Raw genomic sequence first — 22,239 nt, forward strand, 5'->3', positions numbered from 1 at the left:
TTAGAAATCAAAAGGAGGCGCTTACATGTTGCCATTTTCAGAAATTACATATGTCCGTCCTGATCTTGCTTTGCTTGAAACATCGATGAATCAAGCAATCGCTCGACTAACGGAAGCCACACAGGTAGATGAAGCAAACGCAGCCATCACTGAGATTAATACCCTCAGAAATCAATTTGAAACGGCAAGCCAGCTCGTCGAAATCCGTCATACGATTGATACACGCGATACGTTCTATGAGACGGAACAAGGGTTCTTTGATGAAGCAAGCGCGATCTATCAGGGATATGTCTCAAGCTATTATCAAGCGTTGACGACGCATCCGCTTCGCAATGAACTCGAACGGACGCAAGGCAAACAGTTATTCCTAATCGCGGAAGCGAGCTTAAAGACGTTTTCGGAAGAGATCATTCCAAAGCTCCAAGAAGAGAACCGTCTCTCAAGCGAATATACGAAACTGATGTCTTCTGCTCAAATCGAGTTTGACGGGAAGACGCTTAACTTATCGCAGTTCGGTCCTTACCTCCAATCACCAGACCGGGCTGTTCGTAAAGCAGCTTCAGAAGCCCGCTATGGCTACTTAAAAGAGCAAGGGGAAACGATCGATACAATTTACGATAAACTCGTTCGTATCCGGACAGACATCGCAAAGACACTCGGTTTCCCATCGTTCGTCGAACTCGGATACGCACGGATGCTTCGCGTCGATTACAATCAATCGATGGTTGAACAATATCGCGAACAGATCCTTGAAACGATCGTCCCGCTCGCGACACAACTTAAAGAACGCCAGCAACGACGCATCGGTGTCGATCACTTGTACTACTACGATGAAGGATTCGCCTTCAAGTCTGGGAACGCGACACCTAAAGGCGAAGAGTCATTCATCATCGAAGGCGGCAAAAAGATGTATGCGGAGATGTCACCGGAGACGAACGAGTTCTTCAACTACATGCTCGACCGGGAAGCACTCGATTTAACGGCGAAGCCTGGAAAAGCGGGCGGTGGGTATTGTACCTACATCGCAGACGAAAAACTCCCGTTCATCTTCTCGAACTTCAATGGAACGGCAGGCGACATCGATGTCCTGACACACGAAGTCGGACATGCGTTCCAAGTCTATGAGAGCCGTCACCTGACTGCTCCAGAGAGTGCCTTCCCGACGTATGAAGCGTGCGAGATTCACTCCATGTCGATGGAGTTCTTTGCTTATCCATGGATGGAAGAATTCTTCGGTGAAGAGACGGCGAAATACAAATTCAATCACCTCGCAGGAAGCGTCACGTTCCTTCCATACGGCGTTGCGATTGATGAGTTCCAGCACGTCATCTACAATCAACCGGAATTGACACCAGCTGAGCGTCGCGAAGCATGGCGGACGATTGAGAAGAAATATTTGCCGCATCGTGATTATGAAGCGAATGATTATCTCGATTCAGGTGCCTGGTGGCATCAGCAAGGGCACGTCTTCGGAAGTCCCTTCTACTACATCGATTACACGCTCGCTCAAGTCTGTGCCTTCCAGTTCTATGCTTGGATGGAACAGGACCGGGAAGCGGCTTGGACATCATATCTCGATCTCTGTCGTGCCGGTGGATCGGAAAGCTTCCTCACGCTCGTCGAGCGCGCTGGATTAAAGTCTCCGTTTGCACCAGGTACGGTCGAAGCAGCGGTCGCACCGGTCAAAGCGTATCTCGAACAAGCAGACGACCTCGTACTCGATCGCGTTTAATAATTATTTTCATCAATCTAAAGTTCACGCTTACAACGAACGTTTCTGTCATCCCCGCTTTCCACAGGCGGGTGATAAGCCGCGCCACCTCGCATTTCATGCGGTCTGTCGGGTCTTATCTAGCCCTGACGAAAGCGAAAATCGTGCTTTCTTTTCCTGTAGGAGTCGAGGGTGAACATTCACGTTCTCTATTTATCGAATGAAAAAAGGTGACTTTCCAGACTGGAAACTCACCTTTTTTCATTTTAAGACACATACATATTAAAATCATGAATCATAATAGACTAATTCATTCAGATAGAAGCTTTTGATGGTACTTCACGTACCAGACTCGAAACACGTCGGCTGGAATCGGTCTTGAATAATAGAATCCTTGCGCATACTCACAGTCAAGCACTCGCAAATGATCAGCTTGTTCAAGTTCTTCGACTCCTTCAGCGACGACGTCATACTTCAGCGTATGTGCGAGCTTGATGATCGTCTCGATGAGCGGTGCGTTCGAGCATGCATCCGGACCACTGATGAACGAACGGTCAATTTTCAGTCGCTGAATTGGCAAGCGACTCAAGTACGACAAGGAAGAATACCCCGTACCAAAGTCATCAATCGCAAGACGATACCCCATCTGATGCAACTTCTGTAACGCATCAAACACGCGTGTGTCTGAAAAGACACCGAATGATTCCGTAATTTCAAGTTCCATCCGTTGTTCGATTCCCGGATGAACTTCTCGGACATCAGTCAGATAATCGACGATCCGACCGGAGACGAGTTCTTTGACGGATAAGTTCGCTGAGACGCGTAGTACTCCGAGTTCCGTATCCTTCCACTCTTCGACTTGTCGGACCGTTTCGGCAACGACCCACATCCCGATCTCTTCAATCAACATCGATCGTTCGGCAATCGGAATGAAGATCGCCGGACTGATCATCCCCCGTTCAGGGTGGAACCAGCGCAGGAGCGCTTCACAACCATCGACCTGACCGGTCGCGAGATTGATTTGTGGTTGATAGAACAATTGTAGCTCGTTCTTTTCGATCGCGTCCCGCAGTTCTCCTTCGAGGACGACGGATTCGAGATACTCGGCACTCATCCAGGATTCGAACCAGACCGGTCCGCCTTCTGTCTGTTGCTTCGCATGCTGCATCGCGATATCAACCGAAGATAACAAGGACGTGACGGCTACTGCATCATCGGGGTACCGCACCATACTCATACTGATGCTGACATTGACATACTCTCCATCGATCTCATAGACATGTTCGATGACTTGCTTCAATTTCTCGTAATCAACGATATCCTGTTGTGCAACCAACACGGCGAATTCGTCTCCCCCGATTCGTGCGGCTTGTCCCGTTCCGATGAAATGATGTTTGAGTCGATTGGCGAGATCTTTCAAAATCTGATCGCCTGCACCATGTCCGTAAATATCGTTGATCCGCCGGAATTGTCGAACGCTGATGGTGACGAGTTCTCCCGGCTGAGGTGCTTTCAACGCATCTGTCATCTTTTGTTCAAAGCCATTTCGGTTCAACAGTCCCGTCAACATGTCAAAGAGTGCGAGTTGTGTGATCCGTTCTTCGCGCCGGAACTGATCCGTTTCATCATGACAGGATAAGTAAAGTGCAACGCCTGTATCGTCTTCTTTGTTTGCGACATGGACGATGTTGACGAACATGTTTAAGATTTTTTCATCGAACAGCATCTTGCAACGAATCGTTTGACTATGGCCTTCCAATGATTGCTTCAACGCTCGCCGCATCCGATTCAAATCAGCCGGATGGATCAGTTCTTCGATCGTCCATCCCGCCGTCGCTTTCGTCAATTGTCGAAAGCGTTCGTTTCCGTTCACAATCGTATAGTCAGATGACATCGCAAGAATCGGATCTGTATTTTGTGAAAAGAGCGACTCGATTTCCGCTTTTTTCTGCTTGATTTCTTTTGTTTTGGCATCATTATGATCGAGCAACCCGGCGATGATGGCCGTCATCGTCCGAAACGCTTGGACGACAGGTTGAAAATCATTTCGCTCCGGTACGTCATAACCGGATTGCCGGCGGTCTTCTGCAAAGGTATTCGCTTCTCCTTTCAGTAAGGATAGATCTTGGCGAAAGGCGCGTAATAACGATAAGGTCAAAATTAACAGTCCAAGAATTAAGACACTGGTTGCACCAAAGAGAAGCCAGGCATTGCGAATGATGTGATGGCCTCGATCCTGCATTTCTTGTGCGACTTGGTTGAGTTCTTGATCGTACAGACGATACATACTCGATTCATATTCTTCCGCTTGTCCTGCCAAAGCAGCGTAGGTTTCGACTTTCGGAGCACGTAATAGATCATCGAGCGTTTGTGTATAGGCAGCCATCTGTTCCCGCATTGTTGCGACATCTTGACGTCCCGTATCGTCCTGAAGAGGAATCACATCATACAATGATTTGATGAGTGATGCCTGGCGTATCGGTAAATCAATCCGCATCTGCTGAATCCGTAATCGATCAATCGAGCTCGGTTCTTCCTTTTGACGGGCATCTTTTAAGATTTCAGCTGATTTTCCAAGTTGTTCCTCCATCAGAATCAAATTGGAGAAGACATTATAATAAGATCCTGTCTCTTTGCTCAGTACGAGTTGATTGAAGATGATTTCACTCTTGAAATTCGTCATCGTCGTGAAGAAGCGATGGTTCGATTCATATCCTTGCCGTTGAAGCTTCTTGACTTCCGCCAAGACTTCTTCCTGTGCCGACCCAGTCGCTTTCATGTTCGGTAGACGATCGGTTAGTTGTTCCAATGCACGATCGGATTGTTTGGACGCTTGTAGAACATCCGTGTCCTCATTCAATGATGAAAAATAATAGCGTGTCACTTCTTGTTCAGCATGATTAAATGGTGTCACTTCAGCAATCGTTTTTCCTGATGCTTTGAAGCGATAACCTTCTTCGAGTGTTTTCATCAAATGTTGACATGCGACGATCAATGCTAATAACCCGATGATCGCAATCATCCATGAGAACGTTTTATAGTAGGAGCGTCTTCGAAAAGCTTCTACGATGAAGACTGGTGATAAACGTCGCAACACATCGTCCTCCCTAAATTGTCATTATGTTTCTATATCGTCGTCTCATACCGTTTCCTGAAGTCGTTTTGGGTCAATAAAAAGCACGTCTTCCCACATTTCTGCGAAAATAAGTGCTTTTTTTACTAGTTTTATTCTTTTTTAATAACTGACGTTCTCACGCGCTACTTTTTTAGCAAAATAATCGATGATGTCACGTCGTCGGATAATCCCGATGAAATGTCTTCCGTCATCGATGACGGGTACGAAATTTTGATCCGTGATGACTTCAATCATCTCTTCCATTTGCGCTGTGATCGAGACCGGTTTATAACGGACGCGTTGTTTGATATCGGTTAAACGTGTCTGCAAGACATGGTCATAATCGGCATGCTCGAGATTTGCTTCGAGCGCCCACAAGACATCGCCTTCTGTCAGCGTTCCTGCGTATTTCCCTTTATTATCAACGAGTGGGACTGACGTAAAACGATGATGTTTCATCTTTTCTAGTGCTTGTCTGACCGTTGACTCAGGATCTAAATATTTCACCTCATCTTTAGGTAATAAGAAAAAAGCAATATTCATTTCTGTTCCTCCCTAGCCACTCTGTGACACCCTTTTCATTTTATCATGAACCCTGCTCCGATTCATTTCTCAAATGATGAAAATCTCTACATAATTCCTTCATATTTGGTCATACTATTCCGATATTCCAAGTAGACAGAATTTAAAGACTATTTAGTTAGGAGAATACATATGCGCCTCCCGATCACGCGTCGCCTGTTCATCGGGCTTATTTTATTGCCCGCTCTCACTCTCGGTGCCTCGACCTGGTTTTCTTATGATCAGACGAGCCAAACCGTCGATCAGCTTGTAGACTCGACGTCACAAACCGCTTTGAAGCAACTCGAACAATCCTTTACACGAATCATTGATGATACGAAGAAGGATACGACCTTACTCGCAGGTCTTCCGTTCAACCGAGCGGACGGCGCTTTACCGAACTACACGGATCAAACGAAACAACCCGATCCGGCTACTCCTCCGACGCAAAAAGCGAGCGATATCTATAGCGTCCTAGAAAAGTACGGTTCGTCGAAAATCGAAAACTCCTTCATTCAGTATGCGGATACCGCTGGTGGTTATCTCAATTGGCCAAAACAAGCGGCAGCACCTGGGTACGATCCACGCAAGGAAGACTGGTACAAACAAGCACTCGATAACTCTAGCACTGTCATCATGAGTGAACCGCATTATGATGCGGCAACGAAACTATCCATCATCGGCTTCTCAAAAGCAACACTAGATGCACAGGCGAATATCAAAGGTGTCTTATCCATCTATAAAAGTATCGATCGCCTAGCAGAAGACATGAAGCGGATTGAAATCGGACAAAAAGGATTCGTCTTCAGCTATACCCAAAATGGGAAGATTGTCACCCATCCGAATAAAAATTATTTCTTCAAAAACGTAACGCAGATGAAAGAAGACGGAAAACCTTATTTCTCTGCTCCTAAAGCAATGATGGAACAAGAGTCGGGTTCGACCATCATGGACGTCGCCGGTACAAAATCCGTCGTCATCTGGCAGACCTCGTCAAAAACAGGCTTTAAGTTAGCTGTCGTTCTTGACTATGCTTCCTTGTATGCACCGAAAGAAGAAATGCTCAGTCAATCGTTGATCAACTTCGTCGTCGCGATCGCCTTAGCCACGTTGATTGCTTGGTTGATTGGTCGATCAATCAATCGTCCTTTATCAACACTCCGTCAAGAAGCACTTGCCATCGCCTCTGGTGATTTACGGACGCCAAAGCGTCCGACACGTTTCATCCAAGACGAGTTGACGGATCTCACCGAGAACTTTGACGCGATGCGGGCTCGACTACGTCAAACAATTCTCGCTTTGACGACTTCAGCGACGACCGTCCGGGATGCATCTGCCGAACTCTCCACGAATGCAACGCACGTCCAAACAGCTTCTCTGCAAATCGGACGAACGATGGAAGAGATCGCGGCGGCTGGTGAAACACAGACGAAACAAGCAGAGCGCTCGTCCTATGCCGTTCATGGCGTCAAGGAACGGTCGACGGCCATGCAACACGTCGCGTCAACGACATTATCGGAAGTCTCGACCGTCGCTTCCGCAGCCGTTCGCGGAAGTGATGTAACGAAACAGACGATCGCCGATTTACTTGATCATTCCGTCTCACTCGAACAGGAAATCCAAAATACGTCCGACTTCCTCGGTAAACGATCGGATGAGATTGCCAAAGTCCTTGGCACACTACAAGCAATCTCGAGTCAGACGAACTTGCTCGCCTTGAATGCCGCCATTGAAGCAGCACGCGTTGGCGAACAAGGACGCGGATTCGCTGTCGTTGCGAGTGAAGTCCGAAAGCTTGCGGAAGAGAGTGACGCTTCTGCGAAGCAAATCAAACAACTCCTCGATCATATCCAAGACGAGACACAGACCGCGATGGGTGCGATGCACCATGTCATGGATGATTTGAAACGATCGCTTGATTCCGTCAAGACGACCGGTGACGATTTCGAGCAAATCGCGGGTTCCGTCCAACATGTCTCACGCCGGACAGAAGAACTGACCGGTGACATCCATGCGTTGACGCAAGCGACGGAAGAAGTCTCAGACGCCATGGGGACGATTCTCGCTTTGACGGAAGAGAATGCCGCAGGTCTTGAGACGAGTAGTGCGAGCATTCAAGAAACGAACGCAACACTCGAATCCGTGACGTCTGCCGCTACGCATCTTGCAAAGATTGCTGGTAATCTCCATCAACTGACGCTTGATTTCCAACTCGACGATACGAAAACATTGGTTCACGACTCCGTTGAAGAGGTCATACATTCGGAAGAATCCGTCTTGTATGAGGAAGCAGCTGTCGCATCACTTGACGAGGAACGACATGATTCGGATTTAAAGGTTCCTTCGTCTTCATCCGAATGATTTTTCAGCGAAGTCTTTTTTGAAAGGCTTCGTTTTTCATTGTTTCGTTCTCGACTATCCGCGAAAGAGGACATACACTAGAAGCAATCCACTATATTTCGAAAGGAGTCGTGTCATGAATCGCTTGTCGACGTCTGACTTGACGCAAATCGCAGAGCACCTCTACGGGATGACTGGTTTTTTCGTCACGTACCGAGATCATCACGGTACTCCGCTGTCGTTACGTCCAGAAGCTCCATCTCACCCGGGAACCTTACTGATTGAGAACGAATGGCCAGTACTAAAAAAGACTCCTCTACTCTATACCCTGAAAGATGGTACAGCTTACCTCTTTTTAGATGTTCCGGAACAAGGAATATACCGAATCGGTCCGGTTTTACTACAATCGGCTCTTTTTCGGGCACACATCCAAGATGAAGCCTACCATCAGTTCTATAAAGCCTTACCACGTACGACGGAGAATCGACTGATTGACTGTGCTCACTTGATGTATCGCTTGTTACACGGGGAAGCTCTACCGAAGCGCGAGATCGAACAACAGTCTGATATTCAGGAAGCCGAAATCCCTCTCGTCGCAGACGCCCCTTCCCATACAGGCGTCACGGCGTATCGAAAAGCATGGCAACGGGAACAACAAATCATTGATTGGATCGCGACCGGTCAAAGCGAGCGCCTCGCTACGACCTATTCCCTGCCGGCCTATGGCGAGTTCGGAACACTCGCTCGTCATCAGCCCTTACGTGCAGAAAAGAATCTGTTGCTCGGGACTGTCCTCTTAAGCGCGCGTGCTGCGATTCGAGGCGGACTGGAACCGGATGAGGCATTCTCACTCAGCGACCGGATGATTGAGACGATTGAAGCGGCGACGAGTATCGCTGAGCTCCGGAATCGGCATGTACGGATTACCGTTTCGTTTGCCGAAGCCGTCAAGGAACTCCAAGCATTACGTCATTCGCCACATGTGTTGGCAGCCATTCGTTATATTCAGCAACACCTCTATGAACCTTTGTCCGTCTCGTCGATCAGTCAAGCCATCCATGTCTCGTCTAACTATCTGTCCGTCCTATTCAAAGATGAGACCGGTCTACCGCTCGCCCGCTACGTTATCCGGGAACGGATCCGGGAAGCGAAGCGCCTCTTGCGTTCTTCGGACGATTCCTTGCTGACGATCTCGAACAAGTTACACTTCTCGAGTCAAAGTCACTTCAGTCAAGCCTTCAAGCAGACGACCGGTGAGACCCCGACACATTATCGTCAACGAAGTGAATTTTAAGAGAATCGTGCCTTTTTTTCGTTTTGTGATATCCTATTCAACAGGAACTATTTTCGTGAATCCGTCTTGAGCGGATTCTTTCAACAAAAAAGGAGAATCAACATGAACTCAATTAGTGTCATCATTCCTGTCTATCAAACCGAATCACAAACGAAGGCAGCCATTCAATCCGTTCTTGATCAGAAGGTGTCTATTCCGGTAGAAATCATCGTCGTCTTTGATGGACCAAGCACATACATCGATGAGCTTCGCTCCCTCTATCCGACTTGTACGATCTTGGAACAAGCACATCAAGGAACATATGCTGCACGCCGTCGCGGTCTTGAAGTCGCGACAGGTGACTACGTCACATTCCTCGACAGTGATGATATCCTCGCACCACGTGCGCTCTATACGTATATCAAAGCCTATGAGAAATCACGCGGTGAAGTCATCATCGGTAAAGTCTCACCTGTCTACAACAAGAAAAAATGGCTTATGCCGATCGATGATGATCGTTATTTCTTCTACACTCGCACGAAATTCAATTCGCGTCATTTGACGACGATTCACGGCTGGATGATCAAAAAGGACTTGCTGAACGACTTGCCGGTTCTTGAGACACGATGGTTCGCTGATACGATCATCGCGCATACGATCATCGCGAAACTGACGAACCTGACATCGGTCAGTTATGTCGTCTACGGTCGAAACTCACGCAGTACACCACTCGAGGGACAATCACTCTATCAAGCACGCGATATCACGACATTGACTGATATCTCACGGATCTATGGTATGTTATCTGCGCATACGATGGATAACACTGTTCAAAAGTTCTTGAATACATGGTACAAACGATTCATCTCAAAACGTGGTCGTGCGTTGCTTGAACGAAGCACGTCAAAAAGTCAGCAGGCAGATATATTCCGCCATGTAGCTTACGATTTAAGACGGACGAAGACACGAAGTAAGTATCTACAAGCATGGTCGACGGGTTCCTACTTCATGTTCCGTTCATACATCACTGCCGTGAAGACAAAACGAACGCTACGGACAGCACGACGTAAAAAGATCAAGAACGGTCTGATGCTCTATCGCCTGTTCCAAAAGATGCCGGTCAAAGAGAACCTCGTCTTATTTGAGAGTTTCCTCGGTCGGAGCTATTCTGATAATCCAAAGGCGCTTTACCTGAAATTAAAAGAACAACGCCCAGAACTTGAACTCGTCTGGATTTTCTCGAAAGAACCTTCAGATGACGTCAAGGAAGCTTGTCCGAACTGGGTGCTCAAAAACAGCTTCGCGTACTACCAAGCAATGGCACGCGCCAAGTACTGGGTCTTCAACACGCGTCAGCCACTGAGCTTGAAAAAACGTGAAGAGACAATCTACCTTCAGACATGGCACGGTACACCATTAAAACGACTAGGTCTCGACATGGAAGAAGTCCATATGGCGGGAACGAATGCGACACGCTACAAACGGAACTTCTACAATCAAGCACAGGAATGGAACTACTTGATTTCTCCGAATTCGTATTCGAGCGAAATCTTCAAGAGTGCGTTCGGGTTCCAAAACACGATGCTTGAGACGGGTTATCCACGAAACGATCTCTTGTATGCGGACGATCAAGCTGGTTTAATCAGCGAAATCAAAGCGCGTCTGGATATTCCAGCCGACAAGAAAGTCGTTTTGTACGCACCGACATGGCGGGATGACGAGTTCATTGCGCGTGGAAAATACCGCTTTGATCTCCAACTCGACTTGAACGAGATGCAAGCCCGACTCGGTGACGACTACGTCGTCTTACTCCGGATGCATTACTTGATTGCACAAAACATGGACATCAGTGGACATGAAGGATTTGCCTATGACGTGTCGTCATACGGTGATATCGCAGAGTTGTATTTAGTCAGTGACGTGCTAATCACCGACTATTCGTCTGTCTTCTTCGATTATGCGCACTTACAACGTCCGATGATCTTCTTTACGTATGACTTAGAGAAATATGCATCGACGTTACGTGGATTTTACTTCGATTTCGAAGCAGTCGTTCCGGGACCACTCTTGAAGGAAACGGACCAAGTCATCGATTATATCGAACAGATTGATACGAAGTCCGTCGCGTATCAAGAAAAGTATGATCGCTTCCTCGAACGGTTCTGTAGCTTGGATGACGGCACGGCAAGTGAACGTGTTCTTGCTGAGTTGTTCCCGAGCACAGCACAGTCAACGATTGAGGATGAAACAACAGAAACAGAATGACGATTATCAAAATGAGAAATGGTTTAATAAAGCCGTTTCTCATTTTTTGTTCCCACCCATTAATTGCTAAGCGTAAAGACAAAAAAGCCTCCTTCCTTAGTGGAAAGAGGCATTCAAAACGATTTAGTTACGGACGAACAAGGCAACGCTCTCAACGTGTGTCGTATGCGGGAACATATCGACCGGTGTCACTTCAACGAGTGTATAACCGAGCTCCGTCAACAACTTCGCGTCACGTGCTTGTGTCGACGCATTACATGAGACGTAGACGATCCGCTTCGGTGCGACATCTGCTGCAGCACGTAAGAACTCTTCGTCACAGCCTTTACGTGGTGGGTCGACGACGATGACGTCCGGCTGAATACCCGCTTTGACGAGTGCTGGCATGACCTTCTCAGCTGCACCGTACTCGAACGTCACGTTCTCGATCCCGTTCGCTTGTGCGTTCCGGCGTGCGTCATCGATTGCTTGCGGTACGATTTCGATACCGTAGACGTGCTTCGCTTGTTTTGCGAGTGACAATGAAATCGAACCGATTCCACAGTATGCATCAACGACTGTCTCATCTCCTGTCAACTGAGCATACTCGAGCGCTTTCGCGTAGAGTTTCTCTGTTTGCAACGGGTTGACTTGGAAGAACGAATGCGGTGAGATCTCATATGTCAAACCAGCGATTTGATCGCGAATGACGGACGGTCCGTACAAGACGACGTTCTTTTTCCCAAGAATGACGTTCGTATCATCCGGGTTGATGTTGTGCTGGATCGAAGTGACGTTCGGTAACGCCTTTAAGATTCCTTCGACGATTTTATCGATACCGCGAAGTTGTTTGACCTTCGTGACGAGAACGACCATCAACTCGTTCGTATGGTAGCCATGACGTGCCATGATATGACGAATGACACCTGCTTTTTTCTTCTCGTCGTATGCTGGGACTTTTAAGTCAGCGAGGACTTTACGAACCGCTTGGACAGCTTCATCGTTTTCTTTGTTTTGGATCAAGCAGTAGTCCATATCGATGATCCGGTGGCTCCGTTTTTGATAGAAGCCAGCCATCAATTTGTTCGATTGGAACGCGACCGGTACTTGTGCCTTGTTGCGGTAACCCCATGGATCTTCCATACCCATCGTCTCGTGGACCGGAATCTCGAGGCCTGCTAGGCGCGCGAAAGCGTCACGAACGCGGTTGTGCTTGAACTTGAGTTCTGCGTCGTATGACAAATGTTGCAATTGGCAACCGCCACACTGGTTGTAAACTGGGCAAGGTGGCTCGACACGATCGGCACTCTTCGTCTTTTGACGGATGATGCGACCGAATCCGTAAGACTTCGTCGTTTTCGTGATCTTGATCTTGACCTGCTCCGTTGGCAATGCGCCTGGGATGAAGACCGTATATCCATCGATGCGCGCGACCCCTGACCCTTCATGTGTCAGGTCGACGATCTCGACGACGTGTTCATCGTTCTTTTGTACTGGAATCATGAATATCCTCCTTAAAAACCTCGCTTCACGCGAGGTTCATTTCTGCTTCTTGTAGTTGTGTATTAATCTGTTCCATTTCTTCGATCCGGAACTTTGGTGTCATGACTTCGAAATGAGAGCGAAGATTCGTCATCTCGCCTTCGCAGATGCCGCCAAACTCACCATCAATGTTCAAACTCATCTCTGATGTGTTCTTCATACGGACGAATGAGGTCGTGACATGCTCGATGCAAGGGTCCGAGAAATGATCCCCTTTCAAGGCAAGACGCATGACACGAATTAATTCGACGAGGTTACATTTCTTCAGGATGAAGAGATCAAATCGCCCATCGTTAAGTGACGCGTTCGGTGACAACTTCTCGAATCCGCCGACAGAGTTCGTATTGGATGTCAAGAACAACATGACTTCTCCTTTGAATATACCCTTTTCATGCTCCAGTTCGACATATGTTGGTCGGATTTGCGGAAGTTTCTCCATCCCTTTGACATAGTACGCGAGCTGTCCGAGTGCCGTCTTCAGCTTTGAAGGCACTTCGTACGACAGTTCTGTCATGATGCCGCCACCGGCGATGTTGATGAAGTAATGGACGCCTGTCGACCCTTCGATCTTACCGATATCGACTGGCATCGTATGTCCTGTGCAGATGACATCCATCGCCCCTTCGATCGTCAACGGAATACGCATCGCTCGACCAAAGTCATTCGTCGTTCCAACAGGTAGTACACCAAGCTTTGGACGTTTGCTATAAGCTGCCATTCCGCTGATCACTTCATTCAACGTACCATCGCCGCCTGCAGCGACGACAAGATCAAAGTCTGCTTCGCATGCTCGTGCTGCTTCATACGTCGCATCGCCGACCGCTTTCGTCGAGTAGACAGATGTCTCATAACCCGCTGCTTCGAGTCGGTCGAGGATATACGGTAAGTTTCGTTTAACCATCTCTTTCCCGGAAGTCGGGTTATAAATCACGCGCGCTCTAGGTCTCATAAGATTTTCTCCTTTTTGACTCAACCGTTCATTTGATACATAACTGTTTTATTCTACATGAACTCTCGAGACATTACAAAGCCAAAAAAGACAGCGTCCGTTTCTTCACCTCAGCGAGGTAGAGACGGACGCCATCTTAAGTGGAACTTATTTCAGTTTTTCGAGCTCTTCGTAGAAGAGTTGATCAAGAAGAGCAGGGTTTGCCATTCCTTTTGTTTTCTTCATGATCTGACCGATGACGAAGCCTTTCTTCCGGTCACGTCCACCGAGTAACTCCTCGACGACGGCTGGGTTCGCTTCGAACATCTCGACGATGAGACCACGCAACAATCCTTCATCCGAAATTTGTGCAAGACCGTTTGCTTCAACGTATGCACGCGGCTCGACACCTTCTTCGATGACTGCCGTGAAGACTTGTTTGGCGATTTTCGAAGAAATCGTGCCGCTTGCGATCAAGTCGATCATCTCTGCCAAACGCGCTGGTGTCATCTTGACTGTTTCGAACGTTTCCGTCGATTTATTCAAGTGACCTTGGATCTCACCGACTGTCCAGTTGGCTGCTGCTTTTGGCTCTGCACCAGCTGCAAGTGTCGCTTCGAAGTACTCTGCCATTTCACGTGTGACCGTCAATTGTTTCGCGTCATACGCTGAAAGACCGAGTTCTTCTTGGTAACGAACACGGCGTGCATCTGGAAGTTCCGGGATACCGGCACGAATCGCTTCTTTCCAATCGTGATCCAGTACAAGCTTGACGAGGTCAGGCTCTGGGAAGTAACGATAGTCCGACGCCCCTTCCTTGACACGCATGAGGACGGTTTGTTTTTTCGTCTCATCGAAACGGAGTGTTTCTTGACGCATCACTCCACCAGCAAGCAGTAACTTGCGGTGACGATCTTCTTCAAACTCAAGCCCTTTTAAGACGTTTCCGAATGAGTTTAAGTTCTTGAGCTCTGTTTTCGTACCGAACTTCTCTTGTCCGTATGGACGCACCGAGATGTTACAGTCGCAACGGAGTGATCCTTCTTCCATCTTGACGTCTGAGACGCCTGCATATTGCAAGACTTCTTTGAGACGTTCGAGGTAGGCGACCGCGTCTTTCGGTGAACGCATATCCGCTTCACTGACGATCTCAATTAGCGGTGCGCCTGTCCGGTTGAAGTCGACGACCGAGTGGTTGGCACCCGTGTGGTTCATCTTACCGGCATCTTCTTCCAGATGGACACGTTCGATTCGGAAGCGTTTCGTTTCGCCATCGACTTCCGCATCGATGTAGCCATCAAAGCCGATTGGTTGATCAAACTGCGAGATTTGATACGCTTTTGGCGTATCCGGATAGAAATAGTTCTTCCGGTCGAATTTTGTTTGATCGGCTACTTGGCAGTTGAGTGCCATCGCTGCACGAACGGCGAGTTCGACGGCTTTTTCGTTGATTTTCGGCAAGACGCCCGGGTGTCCAAGACAAATCGGACACGTTTTCGTGTTCGTCTCTGCGCCATATTCCCGCGCACAACCACAGAACATCTTCGTGTTCGTGCTCAGTTCGGCGTGGACCTCGATCCCGATGATCGTTTCAAAGTTCATGATACATTCGCTCCTTATAACTTCGGAAGCGCGAATCCACCTGTCGCAAGCTCAAACGCATGCGCAGCGCGATAGATCGTCGCCTCATCGAAATGTTTTCCAATGATTTGTAAGCCGACCGGAAGACCGTCGACGAATCCAGCTGGAACCGAGATCGCTGGGACACCTGCTAAGTTAATCGGAATCGTCAAGATGTCATTCGCATACATCGTGACCGGGTCATCGAGCTGTGCACCGAGTTCGAATGCTGGTGTCGGTGCTGTTGGTCCGATGATGACGTCATAGTTCGCAAGGACATCTTCGAAATCTTTTTTGATTAACGTCCGAGCTTGTTGTGCTTTTTTATAGTAGGCATCGTAGTAACCAGAGCTGAGTGCATACGTTCCGAGCATGATCCGGCGTTTGACTTCGTCTCCGAATCCTTGTGAACGGGAATACTTGAAGACATCTTCAAGTGCGTCCGCTTCCGCGCGGACACCGTAACGAATGCCGTCAAAGCGTGCGAGGTTCGAAGATGCTTCTGATGAAGCGAGTAAGTAGTACGTCGCAAGCGCATATTTCGAGTTCGGAAGTGAGACTTCGTCAACCGTTGCACCGAGTGCTTCGAGTTTTTGGATCGCTTCACGGATGTTGGCTTTGACGCCTTCACTGACACCCTCGCCGAAGTATTCTTTCGGAACAGCGATCTTCAAACCTTTGATATCACCAGTCAACGCTTGTGTATAATCCGTTGCTGCAACGTTTGCAGACGTCGAATCCATCTCACAGTGTCCTGCGATCGCGCTCAAAAGATACGCGTTATCTTCGACTGTTCGTGTCAACGGACCAATTTGGTCAAGGGACGACGCGAACGCAACGAGACCAAAACGTGAGACGAGACCGTAAGTCGGTTTCAACCCAACGACACCACAATAGGCAGCCGGTTGACGAATCGAACCACCTGTATCCGAACCGAGGCTGAACAAGACTTCGCCTGCTGCGACAGCAGCTGCTGAACCACCCGAAGAACCGCCTGGAACGTGTTTTGTATTCCATGGATTGCGAACCGGTTTGTACGCTGAGTTCTCGTTTGAAGAACCCATTGCGAACTCATCCATGTTCAACTTCCCGATTGTGATTGCCCCTGCTTCATGCAGACGCTCGACGACCGTCGCATCATGTGCTGGTACGAAGTTCTCAAGGAATTTCGAACCACATGTCGTCGTCATTCCTTTCGTGACGATGTTATCCTTGACGCCGATTGGAAGACCAAACAGTGGGTTCGCTTCGTGTTTCGCGACATCATCCATTCGTTTCGCTTGCTCGAACGCTTCTTCATTCAATGAGAGAAACGCACCGATTTTTCCGTCGACGCGGTCGATTTGATCAAAGGATTCCTTGACGAGTTCAGAAGCTTTGACTTCGCCATCCTGAATGAGTGTGTGTAATGTTTTGACACCATGTTCAAAAAGTGACATCGGGTCATTTCCTCCTTATTCGAACACCGCTGGGACGCGGACTTGTCCGTCTTCCCAATCGGGTGCGAGTCGTTCTACTTCCGTACGCGGAAGTGATGGACGTACTTCGTCCTTACGTAGGACGTTCTTTAAATCGAGGACATGAGTCGTCGGTTCGACGCCTGTCGTATCGAGTTCATTTAATTGTTCAGCGAACCCAAGAATCTTCTCGAGTTGTCCTGTGAATTGTGCTACTTCTTCATCTGTCACGGCAAGGCGTGCCAAATGCGCCACGTGGCGGACTTGCTCCTCATTAATTTTTGCCATGTCATTCCACCTCCGGAACTTTTGCGATATATTTTACACTATTTCTAATCATAGCACTTTTTGTCCAGACAAAAAAGACGATGGTGCATCGGGGGGAGGTCCGCACCATCGTCCTTATAGGGGTAGCAAAGCTTCCGGGCGGAAAGCTTCTAGTTATGAAATACCCGGTTTAAATCAGACGAAACAAAAATACTGAATATTCATACTAAGACATCAAAGAGTAAATAGATATTGAAGACGATGACGATCGAGACGATGATCCATGCCAACGCGTTCATGAAATGACTGTTTCGATATTCTTCCATGTACCGTTCACTCGCTGTCGCCCGAATCAAAGGGATTAGCGCGAACGGAATCCCGAACGATAAAGCAACCTGACTCAGGACAAGTGCTCGTGTCGGATCAAAACCGGAGAAGAGCAACAAAATCGCCGGTAACATCGTCACAGTCCGTCGAACGAACAACGGCAATTGAAGATGGAGGAATCCGCGCATGATCGCGTCACCTGACATCGTACCGACACTCGATGATGCAAGACCTGAAACGAGTAAGGCAATTGCAAACAGATACGGCGCGATGCCACCAAGCGTGACATGAAGTCCCTCATAGATCGCTTCAAGTGAACCAGCTTGATATTTCGTACCGTAAAATACACTGGCCGCGATGACGAGCATTGCTCCGTTGACCGCTCCGGCGATCAGCATCGCTCCCCAAATATCGAAGCGTTGGATTCGTAACAGCGGTATTTTGTTTGCAACATGTCCCATCCGTCGCTTCGTTAAATCGGAATGGAGATAGATCGCATGTGGCATGACGGTTGCTCCGAGCATCCCGGCAGCAAGCACGATGCTCGACGTACCCTCAAATCCCGGTACCAATCCTGCCGATAGATCGCGAAAGACCGGATGAACTTCAAACACTTCAATTGCAAAAGCGGCAGCGATGATTAAAACAAGCACCGCGATGACGGCTTCGAAATGTCGAAGTCCCTTTTGCTCGAATCCGAGGATGACGAATGATAAGACTGCCGTCAACAGCGCCGCCATACGTAAGTCGATCGCAAACAGTAAATGAAATCCGAGTGCGGCTCCGACGAACTCCGCGAGATCGGTCGCCATTGCGACGAGTTCCGCTTGTACCCAGTAAAAGAAGCGATAGACCGGCGATAACTCTTCTCGAATCACCTCCGCTAAACTAAGATTGCTGACGATTCCAAGTTTGGCTGATAGGAACTGAATGACGACGGCCATCAAGTTCGAGGCAACGATGACCCAGAGCAGTAAATAGCCATATTGAGCACCTGCTGTCATGTTCGTTGCAAAGTTTCCCGGATCGAGGTACGCGACGGCAGCAACGAACGCCGGTCCGATATATGTCCGTTTTTTGGGTACGTCTTGTGTAAGTGGCTGTGTCACCATCTCATTCACCTCACTTTTTGTTTTTATTATACGCTCATTTTGCATAAGCGCAACAAATATGTTTATGGTAAATAATAACGTATCAAGTAAACAAAAAAGGGGTGTCTCCTTTACTCAGGAAACACCCCTTTCCGTTATTTAGACGATTTTTCGCTCAGGCTCTGCACCTTTTAGTTGTGCTTGTACTTGATCGAATTCATCATAGATTGCTTGACTTGGTTCCTTCGTCACGAGACTACCGATAACGAGCGCGATCGTCGAAGCGATGAATGCTGGAATCATCTCGTACATTTCCGAAATATACGATGGTAATCCATCTACATTTTGGTTAATGAGGATCCAAGCGATGACAACGACAGATCCCGTAATCATTGAAGCAAGTGCTCCCGTCTTGTTCATCCGGCGCCACAGTAAGCTGAACAGCACGACCGGACCGAACGCTGAACCAAAACCAGCCCACGCGTATCCGACGAGTGTTAAGATCGACTTCTCCGCACCGAATGATAAGAGAATCGCAAGAAGCGCTACGACAAGAACCATCAAGCGTCCCATGATCATCAATTCACGATCTGAAGCATCGCGTTTAAAGAAACGGTGATAGAAATCATTCGTTGCCGCACTTGAAGAAACGAGCAGCTGCGTCGAAATCGTCGACATGATCGCAGCAAGTAAGGCTGCAAGCAACAACCCTGTAATGAACCCTGGGAAAAGGTCACGTGATAATTGAATGAAGACATTCTCTGGATTTTTTAATCCTGCACTTTGTTGCGTGTAATAGGCATATCCGATCAAGCCCGTCACCATTGCACCAACGATCGAGAACGTCATCCAAATCATCCCGACACGACGCGCCGACTTCATCTCATGTAAGTTACGAATCGCCATGAAACGAACGATGATATGCGGCTGTCCAAAATAGCCGAGTCCCCACGCGAGAAGCGAGATGATACCGATCGTCGTCGTCCCTTTGAACAGTTCCAGTTTCGAGCCGCCTGTCGACCGGATCGTCTCCAGTGTATCATTAATCCCACCACTTAAAGTCAGCGCGACAGCTGGTACGATCAGCAATGCGATGACCATGATCATCCCTTGCACGACGTCCGTCCAACTGACGGCAAGGAAACCACCGAGGAAGACATACGCAATGACGACGCCTGCGAGAATCCAAAGACCTGTTGTATATTCAAGACCAAAGACAGCTTCGAATAAACGACCACCTGCGACAAAACCACTTGATGCGTACATTATAAAGAATATTAAAATAACTCCAGCTGAAACGGTACGCAAAACACCACTTTTATCGTGGAATCGTTTTTCAAAGTAATCGGGAATCGTGATTGCATCCCCTGCATGTGCCGTATACGCACGCAGACGAGGCGCGACGAGTAACCAGTTGGCATAGGCGCCAAGTAATAATCCGACGACAATCCATCCACTGGACAGACCAGTTGCATACATCGCACCCGGTAAACCCATCAACAGCCACCCACTCATGTCACTTGCTCCTGCAGAGAGCGCCGTGACGACGGGACCGATCGTACGTCCTCCAAGCATATAGTCATTCATGTTCTTCGTCCGATAATACGCAATGACGCCAAGTGCGACCATCAGGCCGAGATATAGCAAAATCGCGAACCACATTCCGTTCATCCTTGCTCCCCCTTTTTCCGTGATATAAGAAAAACGGGTGTGCAGGTCGCACACCCGTTTCATCTATTAAACACCATTTCAGAACATTTCTGAAGTAGTTTTTGCTTGAAGATGTAAAGTCAAGTAATCCGGTCCGCCCGCTTTCGAATCCGTACCTGACATGTTGAACCCACCAAATGGTTGGTAGCCAACGATTGCGCCTGTGCAACCCCGGTTGAAGTAGAGGTTACCGACGTGGAAGTTCGCACGTGCGTACTCTTGATTCGTCCGGTCTTGCGTGATGACAGCACCTGTCAATCCGTATTCCGTGTTGTTTGCGATATCGATTGCTTCTTTGAAATCTTTCGCTTTCGTGAAGGCGACGACTGGTCCAAAGATTTCTTCTTGCATCAAACGATCCGTTGGTTGAACGTCCGCGACGACTGTCGGTGAGACGAAGAATCCTGTTGAATCGTCAGCCGTACCACCTGCGACGATACGTCCTTCTTCTTTTGCGACGTCGAAGTACGACGTGATTTTCTTAAAGGCTGCTGCATCGATGACTGGTCCGACATTGTTTGAGACGTCCGTCGGGTTACCGATGCTGAGTTTGTTCGTGTTCGCGACGACTTTTTCGAGCAACTCGTCATAGACAGAGTCGAGTGCGACGACACGTGAACAAGCTGAACATTTTTGACCTGAGAATCCGAATGCCGCTTTCGTGATCATGTCCGCTGCGTAATCGAGGTCAGCCGACTCATCGATGACCATCGTATCTTTTCCGCCCATTTCCGCGATGACACGTTTGAGCCAGATTTGACCTTCGTTCAGTTTTGATGCCCGCTCATTGATGCGAAGACCGACATCACGTGATCCCGTGAAGCTGATGAAACGTGTTTTTGGGTGATCGACGAGGTAGTCGCCGACTTCTGCTCCTGAACCGGGTACGAAGTTCAAGACGCCTGCCGGAAGACCAGCTTGCTCCATCACTTCAACGAATTTCGCTGCGACGACCGGTGTCGTCGATGCTGGTTTCAAGAGGATCGGGTTCCCTGCCACGATTGCTGCGACGGCTGTTCCAGCCATGATCGCGAGTGGGAAGTTCCATGGTGAGATGATGACACCGACACCGAGTGGAATGTAATCGTAACGGTTGTATTCGCCTGGACGACTCTCGACTTTCTTACCGTCTTTTAAGACGAGCATCTGACGTGCGTAGTATTCGAGGAAGTCGATTGCTTCTGCTGTATCCGCATCCGCTTCATTCCAAGGCTTCCCTGCTTCTTTGACGAGGTAGGCAGAGAACTCATGCTTCCGCTTACGGATGATGTTCGCTGCTTTGAATAGGACGTCCGCACGTACAGACGGATTGACGAATTTCCATGTTTCGAAGGCTGTGACTGCTGCTTGCATCGCTTCTTCTGCATGTTCCTGTGTCGCTTTTGAGACACGTCCGACGATCTCTTCTTTGTTGGCCGGATTGACGGAGACGATTTTATCTTCCGTCGTCACATGTTTTCCACCGATGACGAGCGGATAATCTTTGCCGAGTTCTTGCGTGACGAGTGCAAGTGCCTCTTCGAACGCTTTCTTGTTTGCTTCTTGTGAGAAGTCCGTGAATGGTTCGTGTTTGTACGGAATCATCTCTATTCCCCCTTTAATCTCTACTTTAAATCGCTTACATTCTCCATTGTACAGAAGCATGAGTCCGCTTACAATTATTCTAGTCAAAAAAATAAAGGAGCGACCGATTCGGTCTCTCCTCGTTCCTCTATCATTCCTTCGCTTGTGAAAAAACAATCTCTTCGTTTTCGATCGAGACTTTGACGTCTTGTCCTTGGAATAACCAGTCATCTTGGTCAGATACGACGAAATGAATACCGTCGACGACTTCCTCGACCGCTGCCCGTTCGACTTCTTCCATATGAACGCCGACGGAGAAACCTTGCGTTAAATCCGTTGATCCACCATATTTTGCGAAAAAGCGAATCGTATCGCCCGATTGTGCTTCCATCTCATTTTTAAAGTATTGCAATGCCTCGTCTGTAATATGAATTTTCATATCTATCACTCCCCTTTCGTTTAGTGTACCGATATCCTACTCAAAAAAGCG

Annotated in this window: 15 protein-coding genes; 4 read left to right on the forward strand and 11 right to left on the reverse strand. The window is 48.2% G+C overall.

Annotated elements, in window-relative coordinates; genetic code table 11:
* Positions 1 to 28: 28 nt before the first annotated feature.
* Entirely contained in the window at positions 29 to 1,732 is a 1,704-nt protein-coding gene (locus B2U10_RS03660) for a M3 family oligoendopeptidase (protein WP_035410863.1), read from the forward strand.
* Between the two features lie 289 nt (positions 1,733 to 2,021).
* On the opposite strand, the gene B2U10_RS03665 is transcribed toward B2U10_RS03660, so the two are convergent.
* Entirely contained in the window at positions 2,022 to 4,808 is a 2,787-nt protein-coding gene (locus tag B2U10_RS03665) for a putative bifunctional diguanylate cyclase/phosphodiesterase (protein ID WP_290785673.1), read from the reverse strand.
* A gap of 138 nt (positions 4,809 to 4,946) precedes the next feature.
* Entirely contained in the window at positions 4,947 to 5,369 is a 423-nt protein-coding gene (locus B2U10_RS03670; protein ID WP_035410212.1) for a CBS domain-containing protein, read from the reverse strand.
* A 171-nt stretch (positions 5,370 to 5,540) separates the two neighbouring features.
* On the opposite strand from B2U10_RS03670, the gene B2U10_RS03675 reads away from it, so the two are divergent.
* The 3 genes from B2U10_RS03675 to B2U10_RS03685 all read left to right on the forward strand — a co-directional run bounded on the left by B2U10_RS03675 (position 5,541) and on the right by B2U10_RS03685 (position 11,265).
* Positions 5,541 to 7,748: a methyl-accepting chemotaxis protein gene (locus tag B2U10_RS03675; RefSeq protein WP_290785678.1), complete on the forward strand. Its 2,208-nt coding sequence runs from the start codon at positions 5,541 to 5,543 to the stop codon at positions 7,746 to 7,748.
* A 115-nt stretch (positions 7,749 to 7,863) separates the two neighbouring features.
* Complete coding sequence (locus B2U10_RS03680; RefSeq protein ID WP_290785681.1) at positions 7,864 to 9,021, forward strand: helix-turn-helix domain-containing protein; 1,158 nt, start codon at positions 7,864 to 7,866, stop codon at positions 9,019 to 9,021.
* Positions 9,022 to 9,123: 102 nt separating this feature from the next.
* Entirely contained in the window at positions 9,124 to 11,265 is a 2,142-nt protein-coding gene (locus B2U10_RS03685; protein WP_290785684.1) for a bifunctional glycosyltransferase/CDP-glycerol:glycerophosphate glycerophosphotransferase, read from the forward strand.
* 123 nt (positions 11,266 to 11,388) lie between these two features.
* Here the strand turns inward: B2U10_RS03685 and rlmD are convergent, their stop codons facing one another.
* The 9 genes from rlmD to B2U10_RS03730 all read right to left on the reverse strand — a co-directional run bounded on the left by rlmD (position 11,389) and on the right by B2U10_RS03730 (position 22,188).
* Positions 11,389 to 12,747, reverse strand: coding sequence for a 23S rRNA (uracil(1939)-C(5))-methyltransferase RlmD (rlmD, locus tag B2U10_RS03690; protein ID WP_290752581.1), 1,359 nt, complete (start codon positions 12,745 to 12,747; stop codon positions 11,389 to 11,391).
* Between the two features lie 25 nt (positions 12,748 to 12,772).
* Complete coding sequence (locus B2U10_RS03695; RefSeq protein ID WP_035410224.1) at positions 12,773 to 13,735, reverse strand: diacylglycerol kinase; 963 nt, start codon at positions 13,733 to 13,735, stop codon at positions 12,773 to 12,775.
* A gap of 147 nt (positions 13,736 to 13,882) precedes the next feature.
* Positions 13,883 to 15,316, reverse strand: coding sequence for an Asp-tRNA(Asn)/Glu-tRNA(Gln) amidotransferase subunit GatB (gatB, locus tag B2U10_RS03700; protein ID WP_035410227.1), 1,434 nt, complete (start codon positions 15,314 to 15,316; stop codon positions 13,883 to 13,885).
* Between the two features lie 14 nt (positions 15,317 to 15,330).
* Complete coding sequence (gene gatA / locus B2U10_RS03705; RefSeq protein ID WP_035410229.1) at positions 15,331 to 16,773, reverse strand: Asp-tRNA(Asn)/Glu-tRNA(Gln) amidotransferase subunit GatA; 1,443 nt, start codon at positions 16,771 to 16,773, stop codon at positions 15,331 to 15,333.
* Between the two features lie 15 nt (positions 16,774 to 16,788).
* On the reverse strand, positions 16,789 to 17,079 hold the full coding sequence (gatC, locus tag B2U10_RS03710; RefSeq protein WP_023469336.1) for an Asp-tRNA(Asn)/Glu-tRNA(Gln) amidotransferase subunit GatC: 291 nt from the start codon (positions 17,077 to 17,079) through the stop codon (positions 16,789 to 16,791).
* A gap of 200 nt (positions 17,080 to 17,279) precedes the next feature.
* Positions 17,280 to 18,542: an Nramp family divalent metal transporter gene (locus tag B2U10_RS03715; protein ID WP_290785688.1), complete on the reverse strand. Its 1,263-nt coding sequence runs from the start codon at positions 18,540 to 18,542 to the stop codon at positions 17,280 to 17,282.
* A 93-nt stretch (positions 18,543 to 18,635) separates the two neighbouring features.
* Positions 18,636 to 20,147 (reverse strand): sodium/proline symporter PutP, encoded by a 1,512-nt coding sequence (gene putP, locus B2U10_RS03720; RefSeq protein WP_290785691.1) that lies wholly within the window; start codon positions 20,145 to 20,147, stop codon positions 18,636 to 18,638.
* Between the two features lie 78 nt (positions 20,148 to 20,225).
* Positions 20,226 to 21,770 (reverse strand): L-glutamate gamma-semialdehyde dehydrogenase, encoded by a 1,545-nt coding sequence (gene pruA / locus B2U10_RS03725; protein WP_029342578.1) that lies wholly within the window; start codon positions 21,768 to 21,770, stop codon positions 20,226 to 20,228.
* Positions 21,771 to 21,900: 130 nt separating this feature from the next.
* The gene (locus tag B2U10_RS03730; RefSeq protein WP_035410238.1) at positions 21,901 to 22,188 is read right to left on the reverse strand and encodes a HesB/YadR/YfhF family protein; all 288 of its coding nucleotides are present in this window, start codon (positions 22,186 to 22,188) and stop codon (positions 21,901 to 21,903) included.
* Between the last annotated feature and the right edge of the window lie 51 nt (positions 22,189 to 22,239).

Source organism: Exiguobacterium sp. UBA7533 (assembly GCF_002479335.1).
Lineage (GTDB): Bacteria > Bacillota > Bacilli > Exiguobacteriales > Exiguobacteriaceae > Exiguobacterium_A.

Bases quoted from the DNA above. Each gene is read 5' to 3' on its own strand.
- B2U10_RS03670 (WP_035410212.1), bottom strand. From the start codon at position 5,369: ATGAATATTGCTTTTTTCTTATTACCTAAAGATGAGGTGAAATATTTA.
- gatA (WP_035410229.1), bottom strand. From the start codon at position 16,773: ATGTCACTTTTTGAACATGGTGTCAAAACATTACACACACTCATTCAG.
- pruA (WP_029342578.1), bottom strand. From the start codon at position 21,770: ATGATTCCGTACAAACACGAACCATTCACGGACTTCTCACAAGAAGCA.
- B2U10_RS03675 (WP_290785678.1), top strand. From the start codon at position 5,541: ATGCGCCTCCCGATCACGCGTCGCCTGTTCATCGGGCTTATTTTATTG.
- gatB (WP_035410227.1), bottom strand. From the start codon at position 15,316: ATGAACTTTGAAACGATCATCGGGATCGAGGTCCACGCCGAACTGAGC.
- B2U10_RS03715 (WP_290785688.1), bottom strand. From the start codon at position 18,542: ATGCAAAATGAGCGTATAATAAAAACAAAAAGTGAGGTGAATGAGATG.
- B2U10_RS03695 (WP_035410224.1), bottom strand. From the start codon at position 13,735: ATGAGACCTAGAGCGCGCGTGATTTATAACCCGACTTCCGGGAAAGAG.
- B2U10_RS03680 (WP_290785681.1), top strand. From the start codon at position 7,864: ATGAATCGCTTGTCGACGTCTGACTTGACGCAAATCGCAGAGCACCTC.
- B2U10_RS03730 (WP_035410238.1), bottom strand. From the start codon at position 22,188: ATGAAAATTCATATTACAGACGAGGCATTGCAATACTTTAAAAATGAG.
- rlmD (WP_290752581.1), bottom strand. From the start codon at position 12,747: ATGATTCCAGTACAAAAGAACGATGAACACGTCGTCGAGATCGTCGAC.
- B2U10_RS03685 (WP_290785684.1), top strand. From the start codon at position 9,124: ATGAACTCAATTAGTGTCATCATTCCTGTCTATCAAACCGAATCACAA.
- gatC (WP_023469336.1), bottom strand. From the start codon at position 17,079: ATGGCAAAAATTAATGAGGAGCAAGTCCGCCACGTGGCGCATTTGGCA.
- putP (WP_290785691.1), bottom strand. From the start codon at position 20,147: ATGAACGGAATGTGGTTCGCGATTTTGCTATATCTCGGCCTGATGGTC.